Origin of the sequence: Corynebacterium sp. HMSC034H07, assembly GCF_001815175.1 — a bacterium.
In the GTDB taxonomy this organism is placed as follows: Bacteria; Actinomycetota; Actinomycetes; order Mycobacteriales; family Mycobacteriaceae; genus Corynebacterium; species Corynebacterium hiratae.
Genome location: NZ_KV819499.1, coordinates 122,936 through 144,813 on the forward strand (window position 1 = coordinate 122,936; position 21,878 = coordinate 144,813).

Sequence of the window (21,878 nt, forward strand, 5' to 3'; positions counted from 1 at the left end):
GTACCGAGCGCCCCCAGTAGTTGCTTAGCCCGGTTGGCCGTCGTGGCGGGACAGGAGTTCGCGGAATCCCCCTGAGCCCGAATCAGGTGCCTTCCCGGTAGAACCCTGGTGTGTGTTGTGCGGTTCGCCGAGAGAGCCGGCAAGGCCAGCTACGCGGTCGAGCGGGCGCACCATGAGGTCTGCGAGCTCGCCCGTGGCGCGCTCGATGCGCTTTTCATTGCGCGCGCCCTCAGCGGTGCCAAAGTCTTCCGTGGCCTGGAAGATCCCGGTGGGGACCACCGTGGCATGCAGGTAATTGAGTAGTGGGCGCAGGGCATAATCCAACACTAGGGCGTGACGGCTGGAGCCGCCCGTGGCCGCGATGAGGGTAGGAAGCCCCTCCAAGGAATGCGGCTCCAAGGTGTCGAAGAACATCTTGAACAGGCCCGAGTAACTGCCCTGGAACACGGGACTGACCGCGATGAGGCCGTCGGCATCCAGCACCGCGGACTGAGCCGCGTTAAGACGGGGCGTGGGCGAAACCCAGTTCGTCATTGCTTCAGCTAGCTCGCTCGCGAGGTCCCGGAGCTCCACGACGGTGATGTCGGTGCCTTCGCCCCGCGCGGTGACGTGGGCGGAGGTGGCGGCCGAGAGGGCGTCGGCAAGCGCGCGCGTCGAGGACGGCGATGACAACCCGGCCGTAACGACGACGAGTGACCGCATCTACTTCTCCTCTCCAGGATTGACCAACGCGTGTGGCTCATAACTACCGAGCGTGGCGTGCGTTGGTGGGTCAGAAGGTACATGATCTGGGCGGCGTTCCTCAAAGCGGCGGCGCAGCTCAGGGACGACCTGCGTCCCTAGAATCTCAATCTGCTCCAGCACCACCTCTTGCGGGAGGCCGGCATGATCGATAAGGAAGAGCTGGCGCTGATAGCAGCCCACCCAGTCGGCGAACTGCAGGGTTCGTTCTACCACCTGCTCCACCGTGCCTACCGTCAGCGGGGTTTGTGCGGTGAATTCTTCCAAGGAAGGGCCGTGGCCGTAGACCGGAGCGTTGTCGAAGTAGGGGCGGAAGAAATCCTTCGCCTCCTGCTCGGTAGACCCGATGAAGACGTGCCCGCCGAGGCCCACGATGGCCTGATCCGCGCGACCATGACCGTAGGATTCGTAGCGGGTGCGGTAGAGGTTCACCATTTTCGCGGTGTGTTCCTTGTTCCAGAAGATGTTGTTGTGGAAGAAACCATCACCGTAATAGGCCGCCTGCTCAGCGATCTGCGGGGAGCGGATGGATCCGTGCCACACAAAGGGCGGGATACCGTCAAGCGGGGCTGGCGTGGAGGTGAATCCCTGCAGTGGGGTGCGGAACTTTCCTTGCCAGGACACGACAGGTTCGCGCCAGAGGCGGCGCAACAGGTGATAGTTCTCCACCGCCAGAGGGATGCCTTCGCGGATATCTTTGCCAAACCACGGGTAAACCGGACCGGTGTTACCGCGGCCCAGCATGAGATCGATGCGCCCGTCAGCCAGGTGCTGGAGAAAAGCGTAGTCCTCTGCAAGCCGGACGGGGTCGTTGGTGGTGATCAGCGTGGTGGCAGTGGAGAGGTGCAGGTTCTTCGTCTGTGCCGCGATGTAGGCCAGATGAGTGGTGGGTGCGGACGGGACGAAGGGTGGGTTGTGGTGCTCGCCGGTGGCGAAGACGTCGAGGCCCACCTCCTCTGCCTTGAGGGCGATTTCTGTCATAGCGCGGATGCGCTCGGCCTCGGTGGGGGTGCGACCGGTGGTGGGATCTTGCGTGACGTCACCGATGCTAAAGACTCCAAATTGCATGCCATACTCCTCTCTGTGACATGTCAACAAAGTGTAGCCGGGTAATTATTCCCACTCAAGGGCGTCGACCAAGACTGCAAGATCCGCTGGCGTTGCGATGGCGAGCGGCCGCTGCGATGGCTTGCCGTTTTCGGTAAGGAGAACCGCACTAGGATGCGTGCCGTCCGCCGCGGGTTCGGTGAGGGCATCGATGACCTCTTGCGCACTGGCGGTGCGGGGGAGGAACTCGGCCCTGTCCTTCTTCTCTGCAAACTCTAGAACGGCGCTAATCGACGCCGCGTTGACCACACCATCGTCTCCCAAATCTGCTGCGACCCAGCGGGCGATGACATTGGTCGTGAGGAGGGCTTGGTAAGCGCCGGAATCATAAATCGGGATCTGCGAATAGCCGGTCCTATTAATGAGTCGGAGAGCCTCCATGATCGGGGTATCGGGGGCAAGTGTGGTGACCTCACGGTCGGCGAGTAAGGACTGTGCCGTGGGCGGATCTGTAAGAAGCCTCTGGAGGTTCTCTAGCTGCGCCAGCACCTGTGGGTGCGGGGTAGCGATGGGCTCGCCGTCGAAATAGCGGCCGTGGGCGACGGCGTTGCGCAGATTACCAAAGTCCTTGAGCTGCTCTGCCTGGCGCTTGCTGAGCAGGTGTTTGTCGTGTGCGCGGTCGACAATCCACCAGAAGGAGTCGGAATTCTTGGCCCCGACGGCCTGGCGGAGAAACTGCTCAATGTCGTTGAATGCGGAAAAGAATCTGGCCAGGGAGTTATCGCTCATGCCGTCCCAGTGTACGGGTGCTCTCAAACCCTAGTGGTCGCTGGTGGACAGAGGAAACAAAGAAGCCGCGAGTATCCCGAGGCGGCAGGAGACTCGCGGCGACAGGGTACGATGCCCTGTGCGCGTGTTGTGTTGAGACTAGAACACGACGCGCAGGATGGAGACCGTCACGGCTGCGATGGCAGCGGCGGCTGGGAGAGTGATGACCCATGCGAGGGCGATGGGCTTCATCAGCTTCCAGTTAGCAGCGCGGTTGACGATGCCGACGCCAAGGACAGCACCGATGAGGATGTGCGTCGAGGAAACCGGGAGGCCCAGGAGGGAGGCTGCCATGACAACGGCAGCGGCAGCCAGCTCGGCGGCGAAGCCGGAGGAGGGGTGCATCTGGGTCAGGCCGGAACCGACGGTCTGGATAACGAAGCGGCCGATAAACCAGAGACCGGAGATTAGAGCGATGCCCATGGCGACCATGACAGGAAGAGGGACAGAGACTTCGTCGGAGATCTGGTTGGTCTGTAGCACATCGAAGACGGCGGCGAAGGGGCCGATGGCGTTGGCGATGTCGTTCGAGCCGTGCGAGAACGCGAAGGCGGAGGCGGTGAAGACCTGCATCCAAGAGAAGAGAAGGAAGGTGGAGCGAGACAGGGACTTCTTCTTCAGGGAGCGAGCGAAGATGAAGACGGCCATCCAGACCACGGCGCCCACCATGCCCATGACCAAGAGGTTCTCCAGGGTGGAGAAGTCCATGCCGGTGTTCTTGAGGCCCTTGAAGAGCATCATCGCGGAGATGATAACAGCGCCCAATGCTGCCAGCAGCGGGACCCAGTTCTCTAGTGCGCGGTGCGCGTTGATGTCCTCGAGATCCTTGTTGAGGTTGTGCAAATCTCGGTAGTAGTCGGACTCGAGCGCCTCTGGATCGTAATCATCTTCCGCGGTGAGGGCGGCATCACGGGCCATGGCGTTGGTGTAGGAAATCTGCTGCAGCTCGTTCATGCGCTCGAAGCGGGTCTTGTGCTCCTTGCGCAGCTCAGCGCGGCGAACCTTGATGTCGCGCAGACGCTCATCTGCGGCGTCGTTGTAGACGAGGATGGAAGCCTTAATCCACCTAAACAGCAGGTAAGCGGCAACACCGCCAAGAACTGGTGAAAGTACCCATGAGAAAGCAATGGTGCCGATGCCGCCCCACTGCACCATGTCCATTCCGCCCTTGCCGGTGACGAAGCCGACGGTCAGCGCGGCGCCGACGATGCCGCCGACAATGGAGTGGGTAGTGGACACGGGCCAGCCCATGCGGGTAGCGACGAGCAGCCAGATGGCAGCACCAAGCAGCGACGCCATCATGATGTAGACGAACTCCATGGGGTCGAGCCCGTCAATGGCGTCGAGGTCCACAATGCCGGAGCGGACGGTATCGGTAACCTCGCCGCCGGCGAGGATCGCGCCGGATACCTCAAAAACCGCCGCAACAGCGAGGGCCTGCTTCATAGAGAGGGTTCCCGCACCCACGGAGGTACCGAAAGAGTTGGCGACGTCATTGCCACCAATGTTGAAGGCCATGAATACGGCGAAGATGATCGCGGTAACAAGGACGATCTTGTTAGCGCCCTCAGCAACCTCTCCGTTGCCCCAAATGATGAAGAGGACAAGAGTAACAGCGGTGATGGCGCCGAAGAACAAGTGCCAAATCCAGTCCTTGTTCTTGCCATTCATCGTTTCGAGATCAGGCATCGTCGGCGTGGCGGTGCTCAAAACGTCGTTCCTTTCATGAAGAGAACGCTGCGTGATGAGGAAGCGCGGGCTGCCGCGGGCAGGGTAAAAGCATCAATAATGATGGGGATTAACGTACCTGCTGCGGTGCAGGTGATGACATCACGCGCAGTTCTTTTATGTTTTTAAAGACAGAGCGGATCCCACCACGAACCGGCGGGAACTTGATTAGGGTAAAGCATCAAGATTACCGGCAGGTAAACACCTCATGTATTTGAATTTAATCTGCACATTTTGTGGCACATTTGGGGGTGGTGTGGCCTTTCGGTGGGCACATCAACATTTTTGACGCTCGGTATTAAGACTTATATACGCCTCGACCCAAGGTGTCGCACTGCTCCATCTTGCCGCTGTTATATCCAGCGAGGAAGGATTGTGCCCGGTCCTCAGAGGAGCCGTGCGTCCAAGTATCGGGTCGTACCTCGCCGCCAGAGCGGCGCTGGATGTTGTCGTCGCCCACGGCGCGGGCAGTGTTGACGGCGTCGGTGACCTGCTGTTCGGTGATCGTTTCGAGCAAAGCATCCTCACCCTTGTCGGCGTAGTGTGCCCACAGTCCGGCATAGCAATCCGCTTGCAGCTCAATCTTCACAGCGTTGGAGTCCTCGCCGGGTTCGTTGTAATTGGACAAGCTGAGTGTGCCCTCTAGCTTCTGAATGTGGTGGCCAAATTCGTGGGCGACGATATACATCTGTGCCAGAGGTGCATTATCCCCACCGAAGTTGCGGAGCTGATCGAAGAACGCGGTGTCGAAATAGGCGGACTCATCGGCCGGGCAGTAGAACGGCCCGGTGGCGCCGGAGGCTTGGCCACAGCCGGACATGGTGGTGTTGTTAAAGATGACGCGGCCGGGTTCGACGTACTCGATGCCTGCCTGATCCGGCAGCTGCTGGGTCCAGACCTTGTCGACGGACTGGGCGGCGAACATGACGCGGCAGTCGTCGTACTTATTGCCGTCCTCGGCAGTTTGGCAGTGTGCGAAGGCATCCTCTCCGCTTTCCTCTGGGCCGACCTGGGTTTGGTCGGGCTGAGGGCTGCTTTCGGTGATGTCACCAAGATCGCCGCCAAGCAAGAGATAGAGGCCAATGAGGAGGAGGGAACCAATGCCGCCGCCGGTAGCGATCATGCCGCCGCGGCCCCCGCCGCCGGAGCTTGCTCGCTTGCCATCAAAGTTGGCGCCAGATTTGAAAGTCATGGTCCAGATTTTGCCATATGCGGGCGGTGATGTGCGTGTGATGAGGGGAGCTGCGTCAAGCGGGGGTACCAGTGCTCGACGTTCGGCGGCGCTCGGTGTTTACCCCAGCGCTGAGCAAGTCTGGCGCGAGCGGTAGACTTGGGCCGTTCAAGTTCTTGCATCCCTCGGCGCGTGCTGTCTACGCGTGGCGTGTGTGGGTGCGAGCGTCAACGATGAGAAGGGATTGAACGAGAGTGCTGCGTACACATTTGGCAGGCGAACTGCGCAAAGAGATGGCGGGGGAGACCGTCACCCTGACGGGTTGGGTGGCGCGCCGTCGCGACCACGGCGGTGTTATCTTCATTGACCTGCGTGATCGCTCCGGCGTTGCCCAGGTGGTTTTCCGTGAATCCGAGGTGGCTGAGCGCGCCCACGATCTGCGCTCCGAATACTGCGTTAAGGTCACCGGCGTGGTGGAGCCCCGTCCAGAGGGTTCCGCTAACGCGAACCTGGCCTCCGGTGAGATTGAGGTCAACGTTACGGATCTGGAAGTGCTCAACAAGTCTGCAGCGCTGCCATTCCAGATCGATGATCCTTCTTCCTCCGGTGAGGTCGGCGAGGAGACCCGTCTGAAGTACCGCTACCTCGATCTGCGTCGGGAGCGCCAGCACGAGGCTCTGCGCCTGCGCTCGGCAGCTAACCGCGCCGCTCGCCAGGTCCTGGATAGCCATGATTTCACTGAAATCGAAACCCCGACCCTGACCCGTTCCACCCCGGAGGGCGCTCGTGACTTCCTCGTGCCCGCCCGCCTCAAGCCGGGCAGCTGGTACGCACTCCCGCAGTCTCCGCAGCTGTTTAAGCAGCTGCTCATGGTGGCCGGCATGGAGCGTTACTACCAAATCGCTCGCTGCTACCGCGATGAGGACTTCCGCGCGGACCGTCAGCCGGAGTTCACGCAGCTTGACGTCGAGATGTCCTTCGTTGATCAGGACGATGTGATCGCTCTCGCGGAAGAAATCATCTCCGCCCTGTGGAAGCTCATCGGCTACGAGATCAAGACACCGATTCCGCGCATGACCTACGCAGACGCTATGAAGTACTACGGTTCCGATAAGCCGGACCTGCGCTTCGACATCAAGATCGTGGAATGCACCGAGTTCTTCAAGGACACCACTTTCCGCGTGTTCCAGAACGAGTACGTTGGCGCCGTCGTCATGGAAGGCGGAGCTTCCCAGCCGCGCCGTCAGTTCGATGCGTGGCAGGAATGGGCAAAGCAGCGCGGCGCGAAGGGCCTGGCTTACATCACCATCGCTGAGGACGGCACCTTGGGCGGCCCAGTGGCCAAGAACATTACTGATGCCGAGCGCGAGGGCATTGCTGAGCACGTCGGCGCCAAGCCGGGTGACGCCATCTTCTTCGCGGCTGGTGACACCAAGTCTTCTCGCGCTCTTCTGGGTGCAGCACGCGGCGAGATTGCAAAGAAGCTGGATCTCATCAAGGACGGCGACTGGGCCTTCACCTGGGTTGTGGACGCACCACTGTTCGAGCCTGCCGCTGATGCCACCGCCTCCGGCGACGTGGCTCTGGGCCACTCCAAGTGGACTGCGGTACACCACGCCTTCACTTCGCCGAAGCCGGAGTATCTGGACAACTTCGACGAGAACCCGGGTGAGGCGCTGGCCTACGCCTACGACATCGTCTGCAACGGCAACGAGATCGGCGGCGGATCTATCCGTATCCACGACCAGGACGTGCAGAAGCGTGTCTTCGACGTTATGGGCATCGATGAGGAAGAAGCACAGGAAAAGTTCGGCTTCCTGCTCGACGCTTTCCAGTTTGGTGCCCCGCCGCACGGTGGTATCGCGTTCGGTTGGGACCGCATTGTCTCCCTGCTGGGCGGTTTCGACTCCATTCGTGACGTCATCGCCTTCCCGAAGTCCGGTGGCGGCGTGGATCCCTTGACCGATGCTCCGGGCACCATTCCTGCCGAGCAGCGCAAGGAGACCGGCGTGGATTTCAAGCCGGAGAAGGCAACCAAGGCCGCTCAGGGCGACAAGGCAGGGAAGGAGTCCTAGGTCGCTCAACTCGGTGATGTAGTTGGGCCTTCGATATGTGGAAGCAGGCAAGCAAGTGAATCCGATGGGACACGAGTCCAAGAAAAAATCTGTGGCGGATGCCGTGGTGGCGGAAGCCTCACAGATGCTCTCGCGCCGCTTTGGCGGGGAGCCTGAGCTTAGTGACGTCGAGCAACTCACTGGTTCGGGCAACGCCGTGGTGCTTCGTGCCCGCACGTCACCGAGTGCCTTCTTCCCGCATCGTTCGGTGGTCATCAAGTACAACCCAGTCACCGGGCACACCATTGATGACGCCGCCCTTCTGCGTGAGGTGGTGGCCTATCAGTTCACCACAGCGTTGTCCGAAGAGGTTCGCCCAGGCCCAGTGCTGCTCGCACACGACGTCGAGAAGCGCATTCTGGTGCTGTCTGACGCCGGCGATGGCGACACCCTGGCGGACACTCTTGCCCGCAGCAATGACGAAGAACGCGGAGAGCTGCTCAGGTCCCTGGGCGGCGCGCTGGGCAAAATGCACGCGGGCACGGCTGGGCGCGAAGAGGATTACGAGGCTCTGCTGAACCGGCAGTTGCGCCGGCATCCCGAATACGCCGAGCACCAAGCCCTGCGGGATGAGTCTCTGAAAAGCTCCATCCTGATCGGTGCGGACATCCTCAGCGAAGCAGGACTGGAGCCACCAGAGCACGTCCGCGAACTAGCCCGCACCGCCATGCAGAGCTTTAGTTCTGGCCGCAACCGCGCTTTTACGCCCTTCGATCTGTCCCCAGACAACATCATCGTGGGGACAACACTGACCTTCCTGGATTATGAGTGGGCCGGTTTTCGCAACGTGGGCTTTGATGTAGCCTGCGTTGTCGCCGGCTTCCCACAGTTCCTCTTCAGCCGCCCGATTACGGATGCTGAGGCGGACGTCTTCATCCAAGCCTGGCAGCGCCGGGTCGTCGACGTGTGGCCGCAGCTGGCGGATGAGAAAACACTGCACGAGCTGATAGTCGCATGTCTCATTGGTTGGGCTTTGTCGAGCGTGACCACCATGTATGCCGGTGGGATTGAAGGGGTAGTAGCACTGGCGGAGGGTAACGCCGAGATTTATCGTGACCCGCGTCGCTCGCTGCTGCGCCGCTCCGATCACGGCCCGTTCAGCGAGGATGAGCTCTTGATTCGGCGCGACCTTTACGAAACTTTCGAAGCGCTCTCACGCTTTGCCGCGCAGTGCAAGCACGATGGGTGCTCGACTGTTGCCACTTTCGGTCGCGCTGTGGCCTCCCGCCTCCGGGAGTCCTGATGGCGCAGGAGTCACTCTTCGGCGACGACCAATCAGCGCCAAGCCTGCCGGGTGGCCCCGATATTTTTGCGACTCATTCGGGGTCACCGCTGGCCGCGCGCATGCGGCCGCAAAGCCTCGACGAAGTAGTGGGCCAAAAGCACCTTCTGGAACCCGGGACTCCGCTGCGCCGCCTCGTCGAGGGTTCCGGCGAGGCCTCGGTCATCCTGTACGGCCCGCCAGGCACCGGAAAGACGACCCTGGCTTCGCTGATCGCGTCCTCTCTGGGGGATAACTTCATCGGCCTGTCCGCCCTCGACTCCGGCGTCAAGCAGGTACGGGAAGTCATCACGCATGCCCGCCGCGAGCTGATTGAGGGCCGCCGCACAGTGCTCTTTATCGATGAGGTGCACCGCTTCTCCAAAACCCAGCAGGACGCGTTACTTGCTGCGGTGGAAAACCGGACGGTGCTGCTCGTGGCAGCCACCACCGAAAATCCTTCCTTTTCCGTGGTGGCGCCGCTGCTCTCGCGTTCGCTGCTGCTGCAGTTGGAGCCGCTTGACGACGCCTCCCTGCGCACTCTCGCCGAGCGAGCGCTGACGAGCGAGCGCGGCTTAGCCGGGCGAATCACCGCAACGGAAGACGCTCTGGACCAACTGGTGCTGCTCGCCGGAGGAGATGCGCGTCGCACGCTGACCTACCTTGAGGCTGCGGCTGAGGCGGTACCAGATGGTGGCGAGCTCACCGTCGACATTCTCAAAGACAACGTCAACCGCGCGGTGGTGCGCTATGACCGTGACGGCGACCAGCACTATGACGTAGTCTCCGCGTTCATCAAGTCCATTCGCGGTTCTGACGTCGATGCTGCGTTGCACTACCTCGCCCGCATGATTGAGGCTGGCGAGGATCCACGCTTCATTGCGCGCCGGCTCATCGTGCACGCCTCAGAGGACATTGGGATGGCCGACCCCACCGCGCTACCCACCGCCGTGGCCGCCGCGGAGGCCGCTGCGCTGATCGGCCTGCCCGAGGCGCGCATCCCGCTGGCTCAGGCCACGATCCACCTGGCTACTGCGCCGAAGTCGAATTCCGTTATTAATGCCATCAATTCTGCTCAGGCCGATGTCCGGGCCGGTAAGAGCGGTTACGTCCCGCCGCACTTGCGCGACGGGCACTACGAGGGTGCTAAGCGCCTAGGTAACGCCGTCGGCTATCAGTACCCGCATGATGATCCACGCGGTGTTCTAGCCCAGCAGTATCTGCCGGAGACGCTGGCCGATGCCGAGTATTATCAGCCCACCGACCACGGAGCGGAAAAGCGCGTGCGCGAGTACCTGGGAAGGTTGCGGGACATCATCCGGGGGCGGCGTCGCTAAGCACAGCACCGGACGGGTAAAGTTGAGCGCTGACTAGAAACCTCTCAACAGTGAAGGACTTTTGCTCGTGAAGACTCATGAGATCCGGGAACGCTTTACCCAGCACTTCGTCAAGGCCGGCCACGAGGCCGTCCCCAGCGCGTCGCTGATCCTGGATGACCCGAACCTGCTCTTCGTCAACGCCGGCATGGTTCCCTTCAAGCCCTACTTCTTGGGCCAGCAGAACCCGCCTTTTGCTAACGGTACGGCGACCTCCATCCAGAAGTGCGTGCGCACCTTGGATATCGAGGAAGTAGGCATCACCACCCGCCACAACACCTTCTTCCAGATGGCAGGCAACTTCTCCTTTGGCCAGTACTTCAAAGAGGGTGCTATCACCCACGCCTGGAACCTGCTGACGAACTCGGTAGAGGATGGAGGCTTGGGGCTAGATCCCGAGCGTTTGTGGGTCACGGTCTACCTCGATGACGATGAGGCAGCCGATATCTGGCACAACAAGATCGGTGTTCCCCGCGAGCGCATTCAGCGCCTCGGCATGGAGGATAATTACTGGTCCATGGGTATCCCCGGACCGTGTGGTCCGTGTTCTGAGATTTACTATGACCGTGGTCCGGAATATGGTCAGGACGGTGGCCCCGTCGCGGACGATAACCGCTACATGGAGATCTGGAACCTGGTCTTCATGCAGAACGAGCGCGGCGAAGGCATCGGCAAGGGCAACTTTGAGATTCTCGGCCCGTTGCCTAAGAAGAACATCGATACCGGCATGGGCATCGAGCGCGTTGCCTGCATCCTGCAGGGCGTGGACAACGTCTACGAGACGGATCTGCTGCGCCCGGTCATTGACGTTGCCGAGGAACTCACCGGGGCGAAATACACGCCCGATGCACCGAAGGAAGACTTGATCCGCTTCCGCGTGGTGGCGGACCACTCGCGCACCGGCATGATGCTCATCCTGGATGGCGTTACCCCCGGTAACGAGGGCCGTGGCTATATCCTGCGCCGACTGCTGCGCCGTATCATCCGCTCCGCCAAGCTGCTAGGTGCGAAGGGTGAGACCATGGAACGCTTCATGAACACCATCATGGACACCATGACTCCGTCCTACCCGGAGATTGCGGAGAACCGTGAGCGCATCCTGCGCGTCGCCGTGGCGGAGGAGAAGGCCTTCCTCAAGACCCTGGAGTCGGGCACCAAGCTTTTCGACGAAGCTGTCGACGAGCTAAAGAGCACCTCCCGCGCGGCCACCCCGAAGGTGCTGTCCGGTGAGAAGGCGTTTGAACTGCACGATACCTATGGATTCCCCATCGACTTGACATTGGAGATGGCCCAAGAAGCTGGCCTTAGCGTGGACATGGAGGGCTTTGATGCCGCCATGGGCGAGCAGCGCCGCCGTGCCAAAGCTGATAACCAGGCTAAGAAGCATGGTCACGCCGACTTGTCGCTCTACCGCGAGTGGGTGGATAACCATCCGACTCTGTTCACGGGCTACGAGACCTTGGAATCCGAGGCCAAGGTACTCGGCCTCGTCCGCGATGGCGAGAAGGTCTCTGAAGTCCAAGCAGGCGACACCGTCGAGGTAATTCTGGACCAGTCGCCGCTCTACGCCGAAGCCGGTGGCCAGACCGCCGACCGAGGCCGGATCATTGCCGGTGAAACCCTCCTTGAGGTCAATGACGTGCAGAAGATCGGTAAGAAGCTGTGGGTCCACAAAGCTACGGTGACCGCTGGTGGCCTTGAACTGGGCACTGGCGTAACAGCCGAGGTAGACCAGCAGTGGCGCCACGGTGCCGTGCAGGCGCACTCCGCCACGCACCTCATTCACGCCGCGCTGCGCCAGGTGCTGGGGCCGACCGCTGTCCAGGCTGGCTCCTTGAACCGACCGGGTTACTTGCGCTTTGACTTTAACTACACTGACCAGCTCACCCAGGAGCAGCTCGATGAGATCGCTTTGGTGACTAACCAGGCGGTAGACCAGCACTTCCCGGTCAATACCATCGAGACTTCCTTGGACAAGGCCAAGGAGATGGGCGCGATGGCCCTGTTCGGTGAGAACTACGGTTCCGAGGTTCGCGTCGTGGAGATGGGAGGGCCCTTCTCCATCGAGCTCTGCGGCGGTACCCACGTCAGCAATACTGCTGAGATTGGGCCGGTTTCGGTTCTCGGCGAATCCTCCGTGGGTTCGGGCGCGCGCCGCATCGAGGCCTATTCGGGCTTGGATGCCTTCCGTTACTACTCCAAGGAAGCAGCCCTGGTGGAAGGTGTGTCTCGCGAGCTGAAGGTCCAGACTGAGGACCTGCCGGAACGCATCGCACAGCTGACGGAGAAGCTCAAGGCCGCAGAGAAGCAGATTGCAGAGCTGCACAAGGCCCAGCTCATGTCCCAGACTGCGGAGATGATCTCTACGGCGAAGACCGTCAACGATTTCACCATCGTGGCCGTCAAGCTCCCTAAGGGTGTGAACGGCGGTGACCTGCGCACGCTGGCTTCCGACATCAAGAACCGCCTCGGTGATGTCGCTGGTGTGATCGTCTTGGCATCGGAGAATGAGGGCGGCAAGCTGCCATTCATTGTGGGTGCTACGAAGGCCGCCATCGAGCGTGGTGTCAAGGCTGGTGACTTGGTTAAGGTGGTGTCCGGCTACGTTGATGGCAAGGGCGGCGGTAAGCTCGATATGGCTCAAGGTTCCGGCGCAAACGCCGAAGGCCTGCAAGCTGCCTTCGACGCCGTCCGTGATGAGCTCGAAACCCACTAATGGATGCGCACGAGTTGGTGTGCAGTAGTAGCTGACTCTCAGGACCAGGAGGAACACCATGGCCGTAGAGCCCGATAAGCCAGGAGCAGACGATCCCGGACCGGGGCGCCGGTTGGGTCTCGATGTCGGAACCGTCCGCATTGGCGTGGCGGTTTCCGATCGGGATGCCCGCCTGGCAATGCCGGTCGAGACCGTCCGCCGCGAAACCGGCTTTAAGGACCGCGACAAGGGTGACATCGACCGACTGCTTGAGCTTATTCACGAGTATGACGTCGTCGAGGTGGCAGTCGGTTTGCCGCGTGATCTCAAGGGCAACGGCTCATCAAGTGTTAAACATGCCAAAGAAATCGCGTTTCGTATCCGCCGCCGCTTGGCAAAAGATGACACGATAAACACACCTCCGCCTGTGCGCATGGTGGATGAGCGCCTCACCACAGTGGTGGCATCATCTGCACTGCGAGCCTCTGGCGTGTCAGAGAGACGCGGCCGTTCGGTTATCGACCAAGCGGCCGCGGTGGAAATTTTGCAATCCTGGCTGGATGCGCGCCATTTCGCGTTGAACGGCCACAGCCCTTCAAACCTAGGAGACGAAGTACGTGAGCCGTAAACCTTCACGCATCGGACGCTCGATGGAACCCCAGTACGTCAAGCGCCGCCAGCGCGGCATGGCCGTGCTTATTGCCAGCCTTGTCCTCATCATCGGCGGCCTCGGCTACATCGGTTTCCGCCTGTTGGGAGGGGGCAATACCTTGGACTATGAGGGACAAGGCAATGGTGTAACACAGCTCGTTCAGGTCCCGGAAGGCTCATCCATGGGAGAACTGGCACCTGAGCTAGCAGAAAAGAATGTGGTGAAGACGCCTGAGGCTTTCTCTTCGGCGGCCAATTCCAATCCGCGCGCGAGCCAAATCAAGCCCGGGTTTTACCGTCTCCAAGAGGAGATGAGCGCCAAATCCGCCGTGGAGGCACTGCTTGATGACGCCAACATGGTGGACTTGCTCGACGTGCACGGCGGAGCGACGTTGCTGGACGTCAACGTACTGGGGGGCGATGTCCGGTTTGGTATTTACTCCCTGATCTCGCAGGTCTCCTGTAAGGAGGGTGGTTGCGTATCCGCCGAGGAACTAGAGAAGATCGCGGCCACGGTAGACCCAGCCGAACTGGGTGCGCCGGACTGGGCTGTGGAGGAAGTCCGTGCCCGCGGCGAGGATCCCAAGCGTATTGAGGGGCTTATCGCCCCGGGACAGTACGTGCTTGACCCGAACATGGATGCCCAGGAGATCCTGACCGATCTCATCACTCGTTCGACGAAGAAGTACAACGACACCAACATTGTCGACCGCGCCCAGGCCATTGGCCTGAAACCCTATGAGCTTCTGACCGCAGCATCCCTGGTGGAGCGTGAGTCGCCGGCCGGTGAATTCGACAAGGTTGCGCGCGTCATCCTTAACCGCCTCGACGAGCCGATGCGCTTGGAGTTGGACTCCACTGTGAACTACGGGCTCGAGGACGTCGAGCTGGCCACCACCGATGAGGACCGTAACCGCGAGACCCCGTGGAATACCTATGCGAAGGATGGTCTTCCGGATTCCCCGATCGCCTCGCCGTCGGAGGAGGCCATCCAGGCTATGGAGAACCCGGCAGAGGGCAATTGGCTCTTCTTCGTCACGGTTGATGACAAGGGCACGACGGTCTTTACCGACAACTATGATGAGCACCTCGCCAACGTCGATGATGCGGTGCGCTCTGGCATCCTGGACAGCCAGCGCGAAGGCGCCGGCGAGCCACCAGCAGAGGAGCAGTAATAGGATGCCGCGCGCCGCAGTTCTAGGCAGCCCCATCGAGCATTCGTTATCCCCGGTCCTCCATAAGGCCGGCTATGATGCGCTGAACCTGCAGGACTGGGATTACACCAGGTTCGAAGTGACCGACTTGGCTGCCTTCCTCGCCGAGGTAGGGGAAGAGTACCGAGGTTTCTCGGTAACCATGCCATTGAAGTTCGACGCCTTGGCTTGCGCAGACATCGTGAGCGAGCGCGCCGAGCTCATCGGCTCTGCCAACACTCTGGTGCGCACCGCGGAGGGGTGGCGCGCGGACAACACGGATACGGAAGGCGTGCTGGGCGCACTCGAAGAGCTGCTGGGGTCCTCTCAGCCCGCGACGGCTTTGCTCATCGGTGCAGGCGGTACCGCACGGCCGGTCCTGTGGGGGCTAGCCCAGCGTGGTGTCACCGATGTCACCGTGCTCAATCGCTCCGACCGCCTCGCCGAGCTACGCCCGCTGGGCGACGCTCTTGGCCTCTCCCTCCACTCGGCATCTTTTGGCGAGGATCTCGCGGGGTTAGCGCGTTCGGTGGACCTCATCGTCTCCACTGTTCCCTCCGCCGCCGTGGAAGAGCATCTGACCCAGTTGGCCAAGGCTCCGGTGTTCGACGTTATCTACGATCCATGGCCCACCCCGTTGACTGTGTATGCGGCTGCTGATGGCTATCCGACCGTCGGCGGGCACATCATGCTGGCCAACCAGGCTTATTCGCAGTTTGAACAATTCACCGGGCACACCGCCCCGCGGGCAGAGATGCTGGCTGCTCTCAACGCTGCGCTCAAGCTTCCTTAATCAACAGCATGCGCGGCAGCACCCCGCACGGTAGGCTGCGCAGTCATGGGGGATGTGCTTTTCCTGGCGTGGGGGTGTGCCTTAATCGTTTATGACCTGCGTTTCAAACGCCTGCCCAACTATCTGACCCTGCCTGCCGCCGTGCTGTCGCTGTGGTGGTTCGACCCAGCCGGGCTGCTATGGCCGGGGCTTTATATTCTGGTTGCATTGCTGAGCCGCGCCGGAAGCGTGGGCGGGGGTGATCTCAAGCTGGCGTTGCCACTGGGCATGGTGACCGCCCACGCGGCGGGAGTACTAGGGGTAGCGTTCGCGATGGTAGGGGCGTCGCTGAGCACGCTGCTCTGGGGGTTCATAACGCAGGATCGGAAACCCGCGCACGGGCCCGGCATGCTCATTGCGGCAGCACTTGTCGTGCTGTTTAGCCCCGACACGGTGTGATAGGCGGCCCAGTGCCCCCGAAAGAACTCCTAGCGTGTGATAATAGTCCGCATGCTTCGTTGGACTACCGCAGGTGAATCTCACGGCCAGGCACTCGTTGCACTCATCGAGCACATGCCCGCCGGGGTTCCCGTTTCCCAAGACGACATCGCTCTCCAGCTCTCTCGCCGCCGCCTCGGCTATGGCCGCGGTGCCCGCATGAAGTTCGAGGCCGATGAGCTCACCTTGCTCAGTGGCATTCGCCACGGACTGACTCTGGGAAGCCCAATTGCCATCATGATCGGCAACACGGAGTGGCCGAAGTGGACCACCATCATGTCCCCGGACGCGCTCGATCTCGATGACCCGGAGACCGCTAAGGCGATGGCTTCCGGCCGCGGCGCCCCGCTCACTCGTCCTCGCCCGGGGCATGCCGATTTCGCCGGCATGGTGAAGTTTGATCACGCGGAGGCTCGTCCGATTCTGGAGCGTTCCTCCGCACGCGAGACCGCTGCTCGCGTGGCCGCGGCCACGGTCGCGCGCAACTTCCTCCGCGAATCCTTGGGAGTCGAGGTGCTGTCTCACGTCATTTCCATCGGCGCCTCAGAACCTTATGAGGGCCCGCATCCTAGCTTCGCGGACCTTGAGGCTATCGACGCTTCACCGGTACGCGCCTGCGATAAGGCGGCGGAAGAGTCCATGATCGCAGAAATCGAAACCGCGAAAAAGCAGGGAGACACTCTGGGCGGCATTGTCGAGGTGATCGTGGAAGGCCTGCCGATTGGCTTGGGCTCGCACACCTCGGGTGAAGACCGCCTCGACGCACAGCTCGCCGCCGCCTTGATGGGGATTCAGGCGATCAAAGGCGTCGAGGTCGGCGATGGCTTCGCTGAGGCCCGCCGCCGCGGGAGCGAAGCGCACGATGAAATGGTCCGCACCGACAATGGCGTGGATCGTGAGACTAACCGCGCTGGTGGTCTGGAAGGCGGCATGACCAACGGCCAGACGCTGCGCGTCCGCGCGGCGATGAAGCCGATTTCCACGGTCCCGCGTGCGCTCAAGACGGTCGACATGGCCACAGGTGGGGCGGCTACCGCTATTCACCAACGTTCCGACGTCTGCGCGGTACCGGCTGCCGGTGTCGTGGCAGAGGCGATGGTGGCGCTCGTTCTCGCGCGTGCGGTGCTGGAGAAATTCGGCGGCGATAGCCTCGCCGAAACCAAGCGCAACATCGCTGCCTACCAGGACTACGTGGCAGGCCGACTGGAGTGGGGTGACGCATGAACTCCCCACACGTCGTCCTTGTAGGACCTCCCGGTGCCGGCAAAACCACGATTGGTCGCCGCCTGTCGCGGGCACTGAATTGCGACGTTGTTGATACCGACAGCCTCATTGAGGCGCGCTATGGAAAGAAGTGCGGCGAGATTTTCTCCGAGCTGGGTGAGCCGGAATTCCGCGAAGTGGAAGCCGAGGTCGTGCGCGAGGCACTGGCTACCACCGGGGTGGTGAGCCTAGGTGGCGGTGCCGTGCTGACAGAATCGACCCGTGACTTGCTCGACAGCCTGACCGTCGTCTACCTCGACATCACACCCGAAGAAGGCGTCACCCGCACGATGGGGGGTACCAACCGCCCGATTCTCGAGTCGGCGGATCCCCTCGCGCATTATTCCCAACTCTTGGAGGAGCGACGGCCGCTCTACACCAAGGTTGCAGATTTAAAGGTACGCACAGGCGTGCGCTCCCCGCAGCAGGTGGTGGGCGATATTTTGAGCTTCCTTGAGACTCTCTAAGACACTGGCTTATTGTCACTCCACCCCCGCGACGACTAATGAAGACGACTACTAGCGCTGCTGAAGGAGCCGCTCCCATGCACACCATTCCGGTTAACGGACCATCCCCCTACGAGGTCACGATCGGCAGTGGGCTCAGTGCTGCGATGATTGAGCGCGCCGCCAGTATTGGTGCGGCGAAGGTGGCGATTATCCACCAGCCGCCGCTGTCCCAAGCTGCCCGCAAACTCGCTGAGCAAGCCAGCGCACAGGGCCTCGAGGCCACCCCGGTCGAGGTTCCCGATGCCGAGGCTGCCAAGCAGCTTGATGTGTTGGCACGTCTGTGGGATGTGTTTGGTGACGCTGGGTTTAGCCGCCGCGATGCAGTCATCGGCCTCGGCGGCGGTGCCGTCACAGATTTGGCGGGTTTTGCCGCGGCAACGTGGATGCGCGGCATCCCGGTTATTCAGGCTCCGACGACGTTGCTGGCGATGGTTGATGCTGCCGTGGGCGGGAAGACCGGTATCAACACGGCCGCAGGAAAGAACCTCGTTGGTGCGTTCCACGAGCCGGATTCAGTCTTCGTCGACCTGGATCACCTGCGCACTCTGCCCGAAGACGAGATCATCGCCGGATCCGCAGAAATCATCAAGACTGGTTTCATTCACGATCCACGCATCATCGAGCACTATCTAGCGGACCCCGCCGCTTGCCTCAAACCGGAAGGCCTGCTTCCTGAGCTCATCGAGCGGTCCATTGCCGTCAAGGCACACGTGGTGGGCCAGGACTTGAAGGAGTCCGGTCTGCGCGAAACCCTCAATTACGGCCACACCTTCGGCCACGCCGTGGAACGCCGCGAAAATTACTCGTGGCGCCACGGCCGTGCTGTGGCGGTGGGCATGATGTTTATTGCGCACCTGTCCCACGCTCGGGGGCTTATCGACGCCAGCCTCGTCGCCACCCACCGAGACATCCTCACCCGGATTGGGCTGCCCACCACCTATGAGCAGGGCCACTTCGAGGAGTTGCTCGACGGCATGCGGCACGACAAGAAGAACCGCGAGGGTCGCATCCGCTTCGTCGCGCTCACTGGTATTGGGCAAACAACCCGCCTAGAAGACGCCACAGAAGAGGAGTTGCGCGCAGCTTACGCGCAACTGGCCTCGTAGAGTTTCAGCTGACCCCCTGAAGTTTAAGGAGCGCACACCATGACCATCCTCGTTCTCAACGGCCCCAACCTGAACCGTTTGGGGAAGCGCCAGCCGGAGATTTACGGCAGCGAAAGCCTAGCGGATATCGAAAGCCAAGTGCGCGCCGCGGCGGGGGAGGAAGAGATCGTCTTCTTCCAGTCCAACCATGAGGGTGAACTCATCGAGCAAGTGCATCGAGCCGCCGACGAAGGCTGGCCCGTGATCATCAACCCAGGCGGCTTTACCCACACGTCGGTGGCGCTACGAGATGCCTTGGCGGAGGTAGCCGATGGCGCCGGTTTCGTCGAAGTTCACCTCTCCAACGTGCATGCACGCGAGGCTTTCCGCCAACACTCTTACCTCAGTCCACTCGCGCGCGGTGTTATCGCAGGGCTGGGCTCGTATGGCTACGTCGCGGCACTGGGGTACCTACTGGCAAATTAGCTATCATGGAGTATCGCTTGAAAATGAATGGAGTGGTTCTCTCATGGCATTAGCCGATACTCGTTATAGCAACCGTCGCCGTAAGCTTATGACCGAGCTGTCCGGCCAGCGCATTGACGCCATTATTGTTACCCACTTGACGCACGTGCGCTACCTGACAGGTTTTTCCGGCTCGAATGGCGGTTTGTTGCTCCGCAAGGATCTCTCCGCGCTCATGGCAACTGATGGCCGCTACACCACCCAGATTGCCCAGGAAGTCCCGGATATCGAAGCCAGCCTTGGCCGCGATGTGGGCCCGCACCTCTTGGAGAAGGTATCCGATGATCTGCGGGTTGGCTACGAGGCGGACTATGTCACTGTCGCACAACTCGAGCGTCTGGAGAAGGCAAAGCCCGAAGGCGTAACGCTGGTACCCGTCACCGGGGTGATTGAGAAGATTCGCCTGGTCAAGGACAACATTGAACTCCAGAAACTGGAAGAAATTGCCGCTTTGGCAAACCAGGCGCTCACCGAGCTCATCGAGGCTGGTGAGGTAGCTGCTGGCCGCACGGAGCGACAGGTCGCTGCTGACCTGGAATACCGCATGCGCATGCTCGGTTCGGAGCGCGTGAGCTTTGACACCATCGTGGCCTCCGGCGAAAACTCCGCTAAGCCGCACCATGGTGCAGATGACCGTGAGCTGCGCAAGGGCGACTTGGTCACGATTGATTTCGGCGCTCACCTGCGCGGTTTTAACTCCGACTGCACACGCACCTTTGTCATCGGTGAGGTCACCGACTTCGCCCGCGAGATCTATGACGTCGTGCTGCGGGCCCAGGAAGCAGGCGTCAAGGCTGCGGTGCCGGGCGCGAAGCTTGTCGACGTCGACGCGGCCTGCCGCGAAATCATTACCGAGGCCGGCTATGGCGAGTACTTCGTCCACTCCACCGGCCACGGCATCGGGCTTGACGTGCACGAAGGCCCCTCCGCAGCAAAGACCGGGAAGGGCGAGTTGGCTGAAGGTATGACGCTGACCATCGAGCCAGGCATTTACGTTCCGGGCAAGGGCGGCGTTCGTATCGAGGACAGCCTTTTCATTACCTCCGGTGCGCCGAAGATCATTACGCCCTACCCGAAGGAACTTCAGGTGCTGTAGCCAGCACCCCTTCGCTCCGCTGGTGCCGTGCGTACGGTATGCTTAGACACTGTTTTCATAGTTTCGACTACAAGTAATTTGGGAGAGTCATTTCATGGCAGATACCACTGATTTCAAGAACGGTCTCGTTCTGAAGATCGACAACAAGCTGCAGCAGATTGTTGAGTTTCAGCATGTGAAGCCGGGCAAGGGCCCAGCTTTCGTGCGTACCAAGCTCAAGGACGTGGTCTCTGGCAAGGTAACGGACAAGACTTTCAACGCTGGCGTGAAGGTGGAGACCGCTAACGTCGACCGCCGCGACATGACCTACCTGTACAACGATGGCCAGAACTACGTGGTCATGGATGATAAGACCTACGAGCAGTACGAGCTGCCATTTGACAAGTTCGGCGACGCCGGCAAGTTCCTTCTGGAAAACATGCGCGTCCAGGTCTCCTTCCACGACGGTGAGGCTCTGTTCGGTGAGCTGCCGATCTCCGTTGACCTGAAGGTGGAGCACACTGAGCCGGGCCTGCAGGGTGACCGCTCCAGCGGCGGCACTAAGCCGGCGACGCTCGAGACCGGTGCTGAGATCCAGGTTCCGTTGTTCATTGAGACCGGTAACACCCTCAAGATCGATACCCGTACTGGCGAGTACCTGTCTCGCGTTAACAACTAAGATGACCCAGCCAGAGCCTAACTATAAGCGTCACACGGCGCGCTACCGTGCGCGCCGCCGAGCCGCAGATATCCTCTTCGAGGCAGAGTCTCGCGATGTTGATCCGGTAGCAATCGTGGAGGACCGCGTCGAGCTTGCCCGCGATCCGGAAAATGGTGTGGCGCCGATCGCTGAGTACACCCGCGAGATCGTCAGCGGCGCAGCTGAAGAGTTGGACGCTATCGATGACGCCATCGCCCGGTACCTTTCAAGCGAATGGTCCCTCGAGCGCATCCCTGCTGTTGACCGCGCGATCATGCGCGTAGCGGTATGGGAAATCCTCTTCAACGCGGATGTTCCCAACGCGACTGCGCTCGTCGAAGGCGTAGAGCTTGCCTCGGAGTACTCCAATGACAAGGCCGCGCCCTACATCCACGCGGTGCTGGATGACGTCATCCAAGCCCAGTCCGCGGATAGCCCCATGGCCTCGGCCTCCGCCGAGGACTCTGAGGAGCCCGCTGAGACTGCGGAAACGGAAAGGGACACCGAATAGAACCCCACCGCTAGCGTTAGCTGTTTCGCTAGCTCTCTTCAGAAAACTCCGGCCAGCTATCCTTTGTGAACTGGTCGGAGCTTTGTCTTGGACGGGTTCAAATAGAAAACTGCCCTAGTTGACGAAGTTATTGCC

At 61.1% G+C, this 21,878-nt stretch carries 20 protein-coding genes; 15 read left to right on the plus strand and 5 right to left on the minus strand.

Going from position 1 to position 21,878, the window contains the following annotated elements; translation table 11 throughout:
* Positions 1-24: 24 nt before the first annotated feature.
* The 5 genes from HMPREF3009_RS02325 to HMPREF3009_RS02345 form a co-directional block, all read right to left on the minus strand.
* Positions 25-702, minus strand: coding sequence for an FMN reductase (locus tag HMPREF3009_RS02325; protein ID WP_070679751.1), 678 nt, complete (start codon positions 700-702; stop codon positions 25-27).
* The gene (locus HMPREF3009_RS02330) at positions 703-1,809 is read right to left on the minus strand and encodes an LLM class flavin-dependent oxidoreductase (RefSeq protein ID WP_070679753.1); all 1,107 of its coding nucleotides are present in this window, start codon (positions 1,807-1,809) and stop codon (positions 703-705) included.
* Between the two features lie 45 nt (positions 1,810-1,854).
* A complete protein-coding gene (locus HMPREF3009_RS02335; RefSeq protein WP_070679756.1) occupies positions 1,855-2,577 on the minus strand; it encodes a CBS domain-containing protein in 723 nt (240 codons plus the stop codon).
* 138 nt (positions 2,578-2,715) lie between these two features.
* Complete coding sequence (locus HMPREF3009_RS02340) at positions 2,716-4,305, minus strand: inorganic phosphate transporter (RefSeq protein ID WP_198531102.1); 1,590 nt, start codon at positions 4,303-4,305, stop codon at positions 2,716-2,718.
* 337 nt (positions 4,306-4,642) lie between these two features.
* Positions 4,643-5,536 (minus strand): KPN_02809 family neutral zinc metallopeptidase, encoded by an 894-nt coding sequence (locus HMPREF3009_RS02345; protein ID WP_070679762.1) that lies wholly within the window; start codon positions 5,534-5,536, stop codon positions 4,643-4,645.
* A 233-nt stretch (positions 5,537-5,769) separates the two neighbouring features.
* Between HMPREF3009_RS02345 and aspS the strand changes: the two genes are divergently transcribed.
* The 15 genes from aspS to nusB all read left to right on the plus strand — a co-directional run bounded on the left by aspS (position 5,770) and on the right by nusB (position 21,743).
* Positions 5,770-7,590: an aspartate--tRNA ligase gene (gene aspS / locus HMPREF3009_RS02350; RefSeq protein ID WP_070679765.1), complete on the plus strand. Its 1,821-nt coding sequence runs from the start codon at positions 5,770-5,772 to the stop codon at positions 7,588-7,590.
* 64 nt (positions 7,591-7,654) lie between these two features.
* Positions 7,655-8,872, plus strand: coding sequence for a phosphotransferase family protein (locus HMPREF3009_RS02355; RefSeq protein WP_070679768.1), 1,218 nt, complete (start codon positions 7,655-7,657; stop codon positions 8,870-8,872).
* Positions 8,872-10,227 (plus strand): replication-associated recombination protein A, encoded by a 1,356-nt coding sequence (locus HMPREF3009_RS02360; RefSeq protein WP_070679771.1) that lies wholly within the window; start codon positions 8,872-8,874, stop codon positions 10,225-10,227. Before HMPREF3009_RS02355 ends, HMPREF3009_RS02360 begins: the two co-directional genes overlap by 1 nt.
* Positions 10,228-10,294: 67 nt before the next feature.
* Positions 10,295-12,982: an alanine--tRNA ligase gene (gene alaS / locus HMPREF3009_RS02365; protein ID WP_070679774.1), complete on the plus strand. Its 2,688-nt coding sequence runs from the start codon at positions 10,295-10,297 to the stop codon at positions 12,980-12,982.
* Positions 12,983-13,040: 58 nt separating this feature from the next.
* On the plus strand, positions 13,041-13,589 hold the full coding sequence (gene ruvX / locus HMPREF3009_RS02370) for a Holliday junction resolvase RuvX (protein ID WP_049154578.1): 549 nt from the start codon (positions 13,041-13,043) through the stop codon (positions 13,587-13,589).
* 22 nt (positions 13,590-13,611) lie between these two features.
* Complete coding sequence (mltG, locus tag HMPREF3009_RS02375; RefSeq protein ID WP_070513327.1) at positions 13,612-14,787, plus strand: endolytic transglycosylase MltG; 1,176 nt, start codon at positions 13,612-13,614, stop codon at positions 14,785-14,787.
* A 4-nt stretch (positions 14,788-14,791) separates the two neighbouring features.
* A complete protein-coding gene (locus HMPREF3009_RS02380; protein ID WP_070679777.1) occupies positions 14,792-15,598 on the plus strand; it encodes a shikimate dehydrogenase in 807 nt (268 codons plus the stop codon).
* 45 nt (positions 15,599-15,643) lie between these two features.
* Positions 15,644-16,036 (plus strand): prepilin peptidase, encoded by a 393-nt coding sequence (locus HMPREF3009_RS02385; protein WP_070679780.1) that lies wholly within the window; start codon positions 15,644-15,646, stop codon positions 16,034-16,036.
* A 51-nt stretch (positions 16,037-16,087) separates the two neighbouring features.
* On the plus strand, positions 16,088-17,299 hold the full coding sequence (gene aroC, locus HMPREF3009_RS02390) for a chorismate synthase (protein ID WP_070679783.1): 1,212 nt from the start codon (positions 16,088-16,090) through the stop codon (positions 17,297-17,299).
* Entirely contained in the window at positions 17,296-17,805 is a 510-nt protein-coding gene (locus HMPREF3009_RS02395) for a shikimate kinase (protein ID WP_070679786.1), read from the plus strand. Before aroC ends, HMPREF3009_RS02395 begins: the two co-directional genes overlap by 4 nt.
* A gap of 77 nt (positions 17,806-17,882) precedes the next feature.
* On the plus strand, positions 17,883-18,953 hold the full coding sequence (gene aroB, locus HMPREF3009_RS02400) for a 3-dehydroquinate synthase (RefSeq protein ID WP_070516950.1): 1,071 nt from the start codon (positions 17,883-17,885) through the stop codon (positions 18,951-18,953).
* A gap of 39 nt (positions 18,954-18,992) precedes the next feature.
* Positions 18,993-19,418 carry a type II 3-dehydroquinate dehydratase gene (aroQ, locus tag HMPREF3009_RS02405; RefSeq protein WP_070516954.1) on the plus strand — a complete coding sequence of 142 codons (426 nt, stop codon included), beginning with the start codon at positions 18,993-18,995 and terminating at the stop codon, positions 19,416-19,418.
* Between the two features lie 43 nt (positions 19,419-19,461).
* The gene (locus HMPREF3009_RS02410) at positions 19,462-20,553 is read left to right on the plus strand and encodes a M24 family metallopeptidase (RefSeq protein ID WP_070679789.1); all 1,092 of its coding nucleotides are present in this window, start codon (positions 19,462-19,464) and stop codon (positions 20,551-20,553) included.
* A gap of 94 nt (positions 20,554-20,647) precedes the next feature.
* Positions 20,648-21,211, plus strand: a complete 564-nt coding sequence (gene efp, locus HMPREF3009_RS02415; RefSeq protein ID WP_046648551.1) for an elongation factor P — start codon at positions 20,648-20,650, stop codon at positions 21,209-21,211.
* A gap of 1 nt (position 21,212) precedes the next feature.
* Positions 21,213-21,743, plus strand: coding sequence for a transcription antitermination factor NusB (gene nusB, locus HMPREF3009_RS02420; RefSeq protein WP_046648550.1), 531 nt, complete (start codon positions 21,213-21,215; stop codon positions 21,741-21,743).
* Positions 21,744-21,878: the final 135 nt, after the last annotated feature.

What these genes read in the sequence shown, in the direction of transcription:
- HMPREF3009_RS02325 (WP_070679751.1), bottom strand. Translation starts at nt 702, where the DNA reads ATGCGGTCACTCGTCGTCGTTACGGCCGGGTTGTCATCGCCGTCCTCG.
- HMPREF3009_RS02330 (WP_070679753.1), bottom strand. Translation starts at nt 1,809, where the DNA reads ATGCAATTTGGAGTCTTTAGCATCGGTGACGTCACGCAAGATCCCACC.
- HMPREF3009_RS02335 (WP_070679756.1), bottom strand. Translation starts at nt 2,577, where the DNA reads ATGAGCGATAACTCCCTGGCCAGATTCTTTTCCGCATTCAACGACATT.
- HMPREF3009_RS02340 (WP_198531102.1), bottom strand. Translation starts at nt 4,305, where the DNA reads ATGCCTGATCTCGAAACGATGAATGGCAAGAACAAGGACTGGATTTGG.
- HMPREF3009_RS02345 (WP_070679762.1), bottom strand. Translation starts at nt 5,536, where the DNA reads ATGACTTTCAAATCTGGCGCCAACTTTGATGGCAAGCGAGCAAGCTCC.
- HMPREF3009_RS02355 (WP_070679768.1), top strand. Translation starts at nt 7,655, where the DNA reads ATGGGACACGAGTCCAAGAAAAAATCTGTGGCGGATGCCGTGGTGGCG.
- HMPREF3009_RS02360 (WP_070679771.1), top strand. Translation starts at nt 8,872, where the DNA reads ATGGCGCAGGAGTCACTCTTCGGCGACGACCAATCAGCGCCAAGCCTG.
- ruvX (WP_049154578.1), top strand. Translation starts at nt 13,041, where the DNA reads ATGGCCGTAGAGCCCGATAAGCCAGGAGCAGACGATCCCGGACCGGGG.
- mltG (WP_070513327.1), top strand. Translation starts at nt 13,612, where the DNA reads ATGGAACCCCAGTACGTCAAGCGCCGCCAGCGCGGCATGGCCGTGCTT.
- HMPREF3009_RS02380 (WP_070679777.1), top strand. Translation starts at nt 14,792, where the DNA reads ATGCCGCGCGCCGCAGTTCTAGGCAGCCCCATCGAGCATTCGTTATCC.
- HMPREF3009_RS02385 (WP_070679780.1), top strand. Translation starts at nt 15,644, where the DNA reads ATGGGGGATGTGCTTTTCCTGGCGTGGGGGTGTGCCTTAATCGTTTAT.
- aroC (WP_070679783.1), top strand. Translation starts at nt 16,088, where the DNA reads ATGCTTCGTTGGACTACCGCAGGTGAATCTCACGGCCAGGCACTCGTT.
- HMPREF3009_RS02395 (WP_070679786.1), top strand. Translation starts at nt 17,296, where the DNA reads ATGAACTCCCCACACGTCGTCCTTGTAGGACCTCCCGGTGCCGGCAAA.
- aroB (WP_070516950.1), top strand. Translation starts at nt 17,883, where the DNA reads ATGCACACCATTCCGGTTAACGGACCATCCCCCTACGAGGTCACGATC.
- aroQ (WP_070516954.1), top strand. Translation starts at nt 18,993, where the DNA reads ATGACCATCCTCGTTCTCAACGGCCCCAACCTGAACCGTTTGGGGAAG.
- HMPREF3009_RS02410 (WP_070679789.1), top strand. Translation starts at nt 19,462, where the DNA reads ATGGCATTAGCCGATACTCGTTATAGCAACCGTCGCCGTAAGCTTATG.
- efp (WP_046648551.1), top strand. Translation starts at nt 20,648, where the DNA reads ATGGCAGATACCACTGATTTCAAGAACGGTCTCGTTCTGAAGATCGAC.
- nusB (WP_046648550.1), top strand. Translation starts at nt 21,213, where the DNA reads ATGACCCAGCCAGAGCCTAACTATAAGCGTCACACGGCGCGCTACCGT.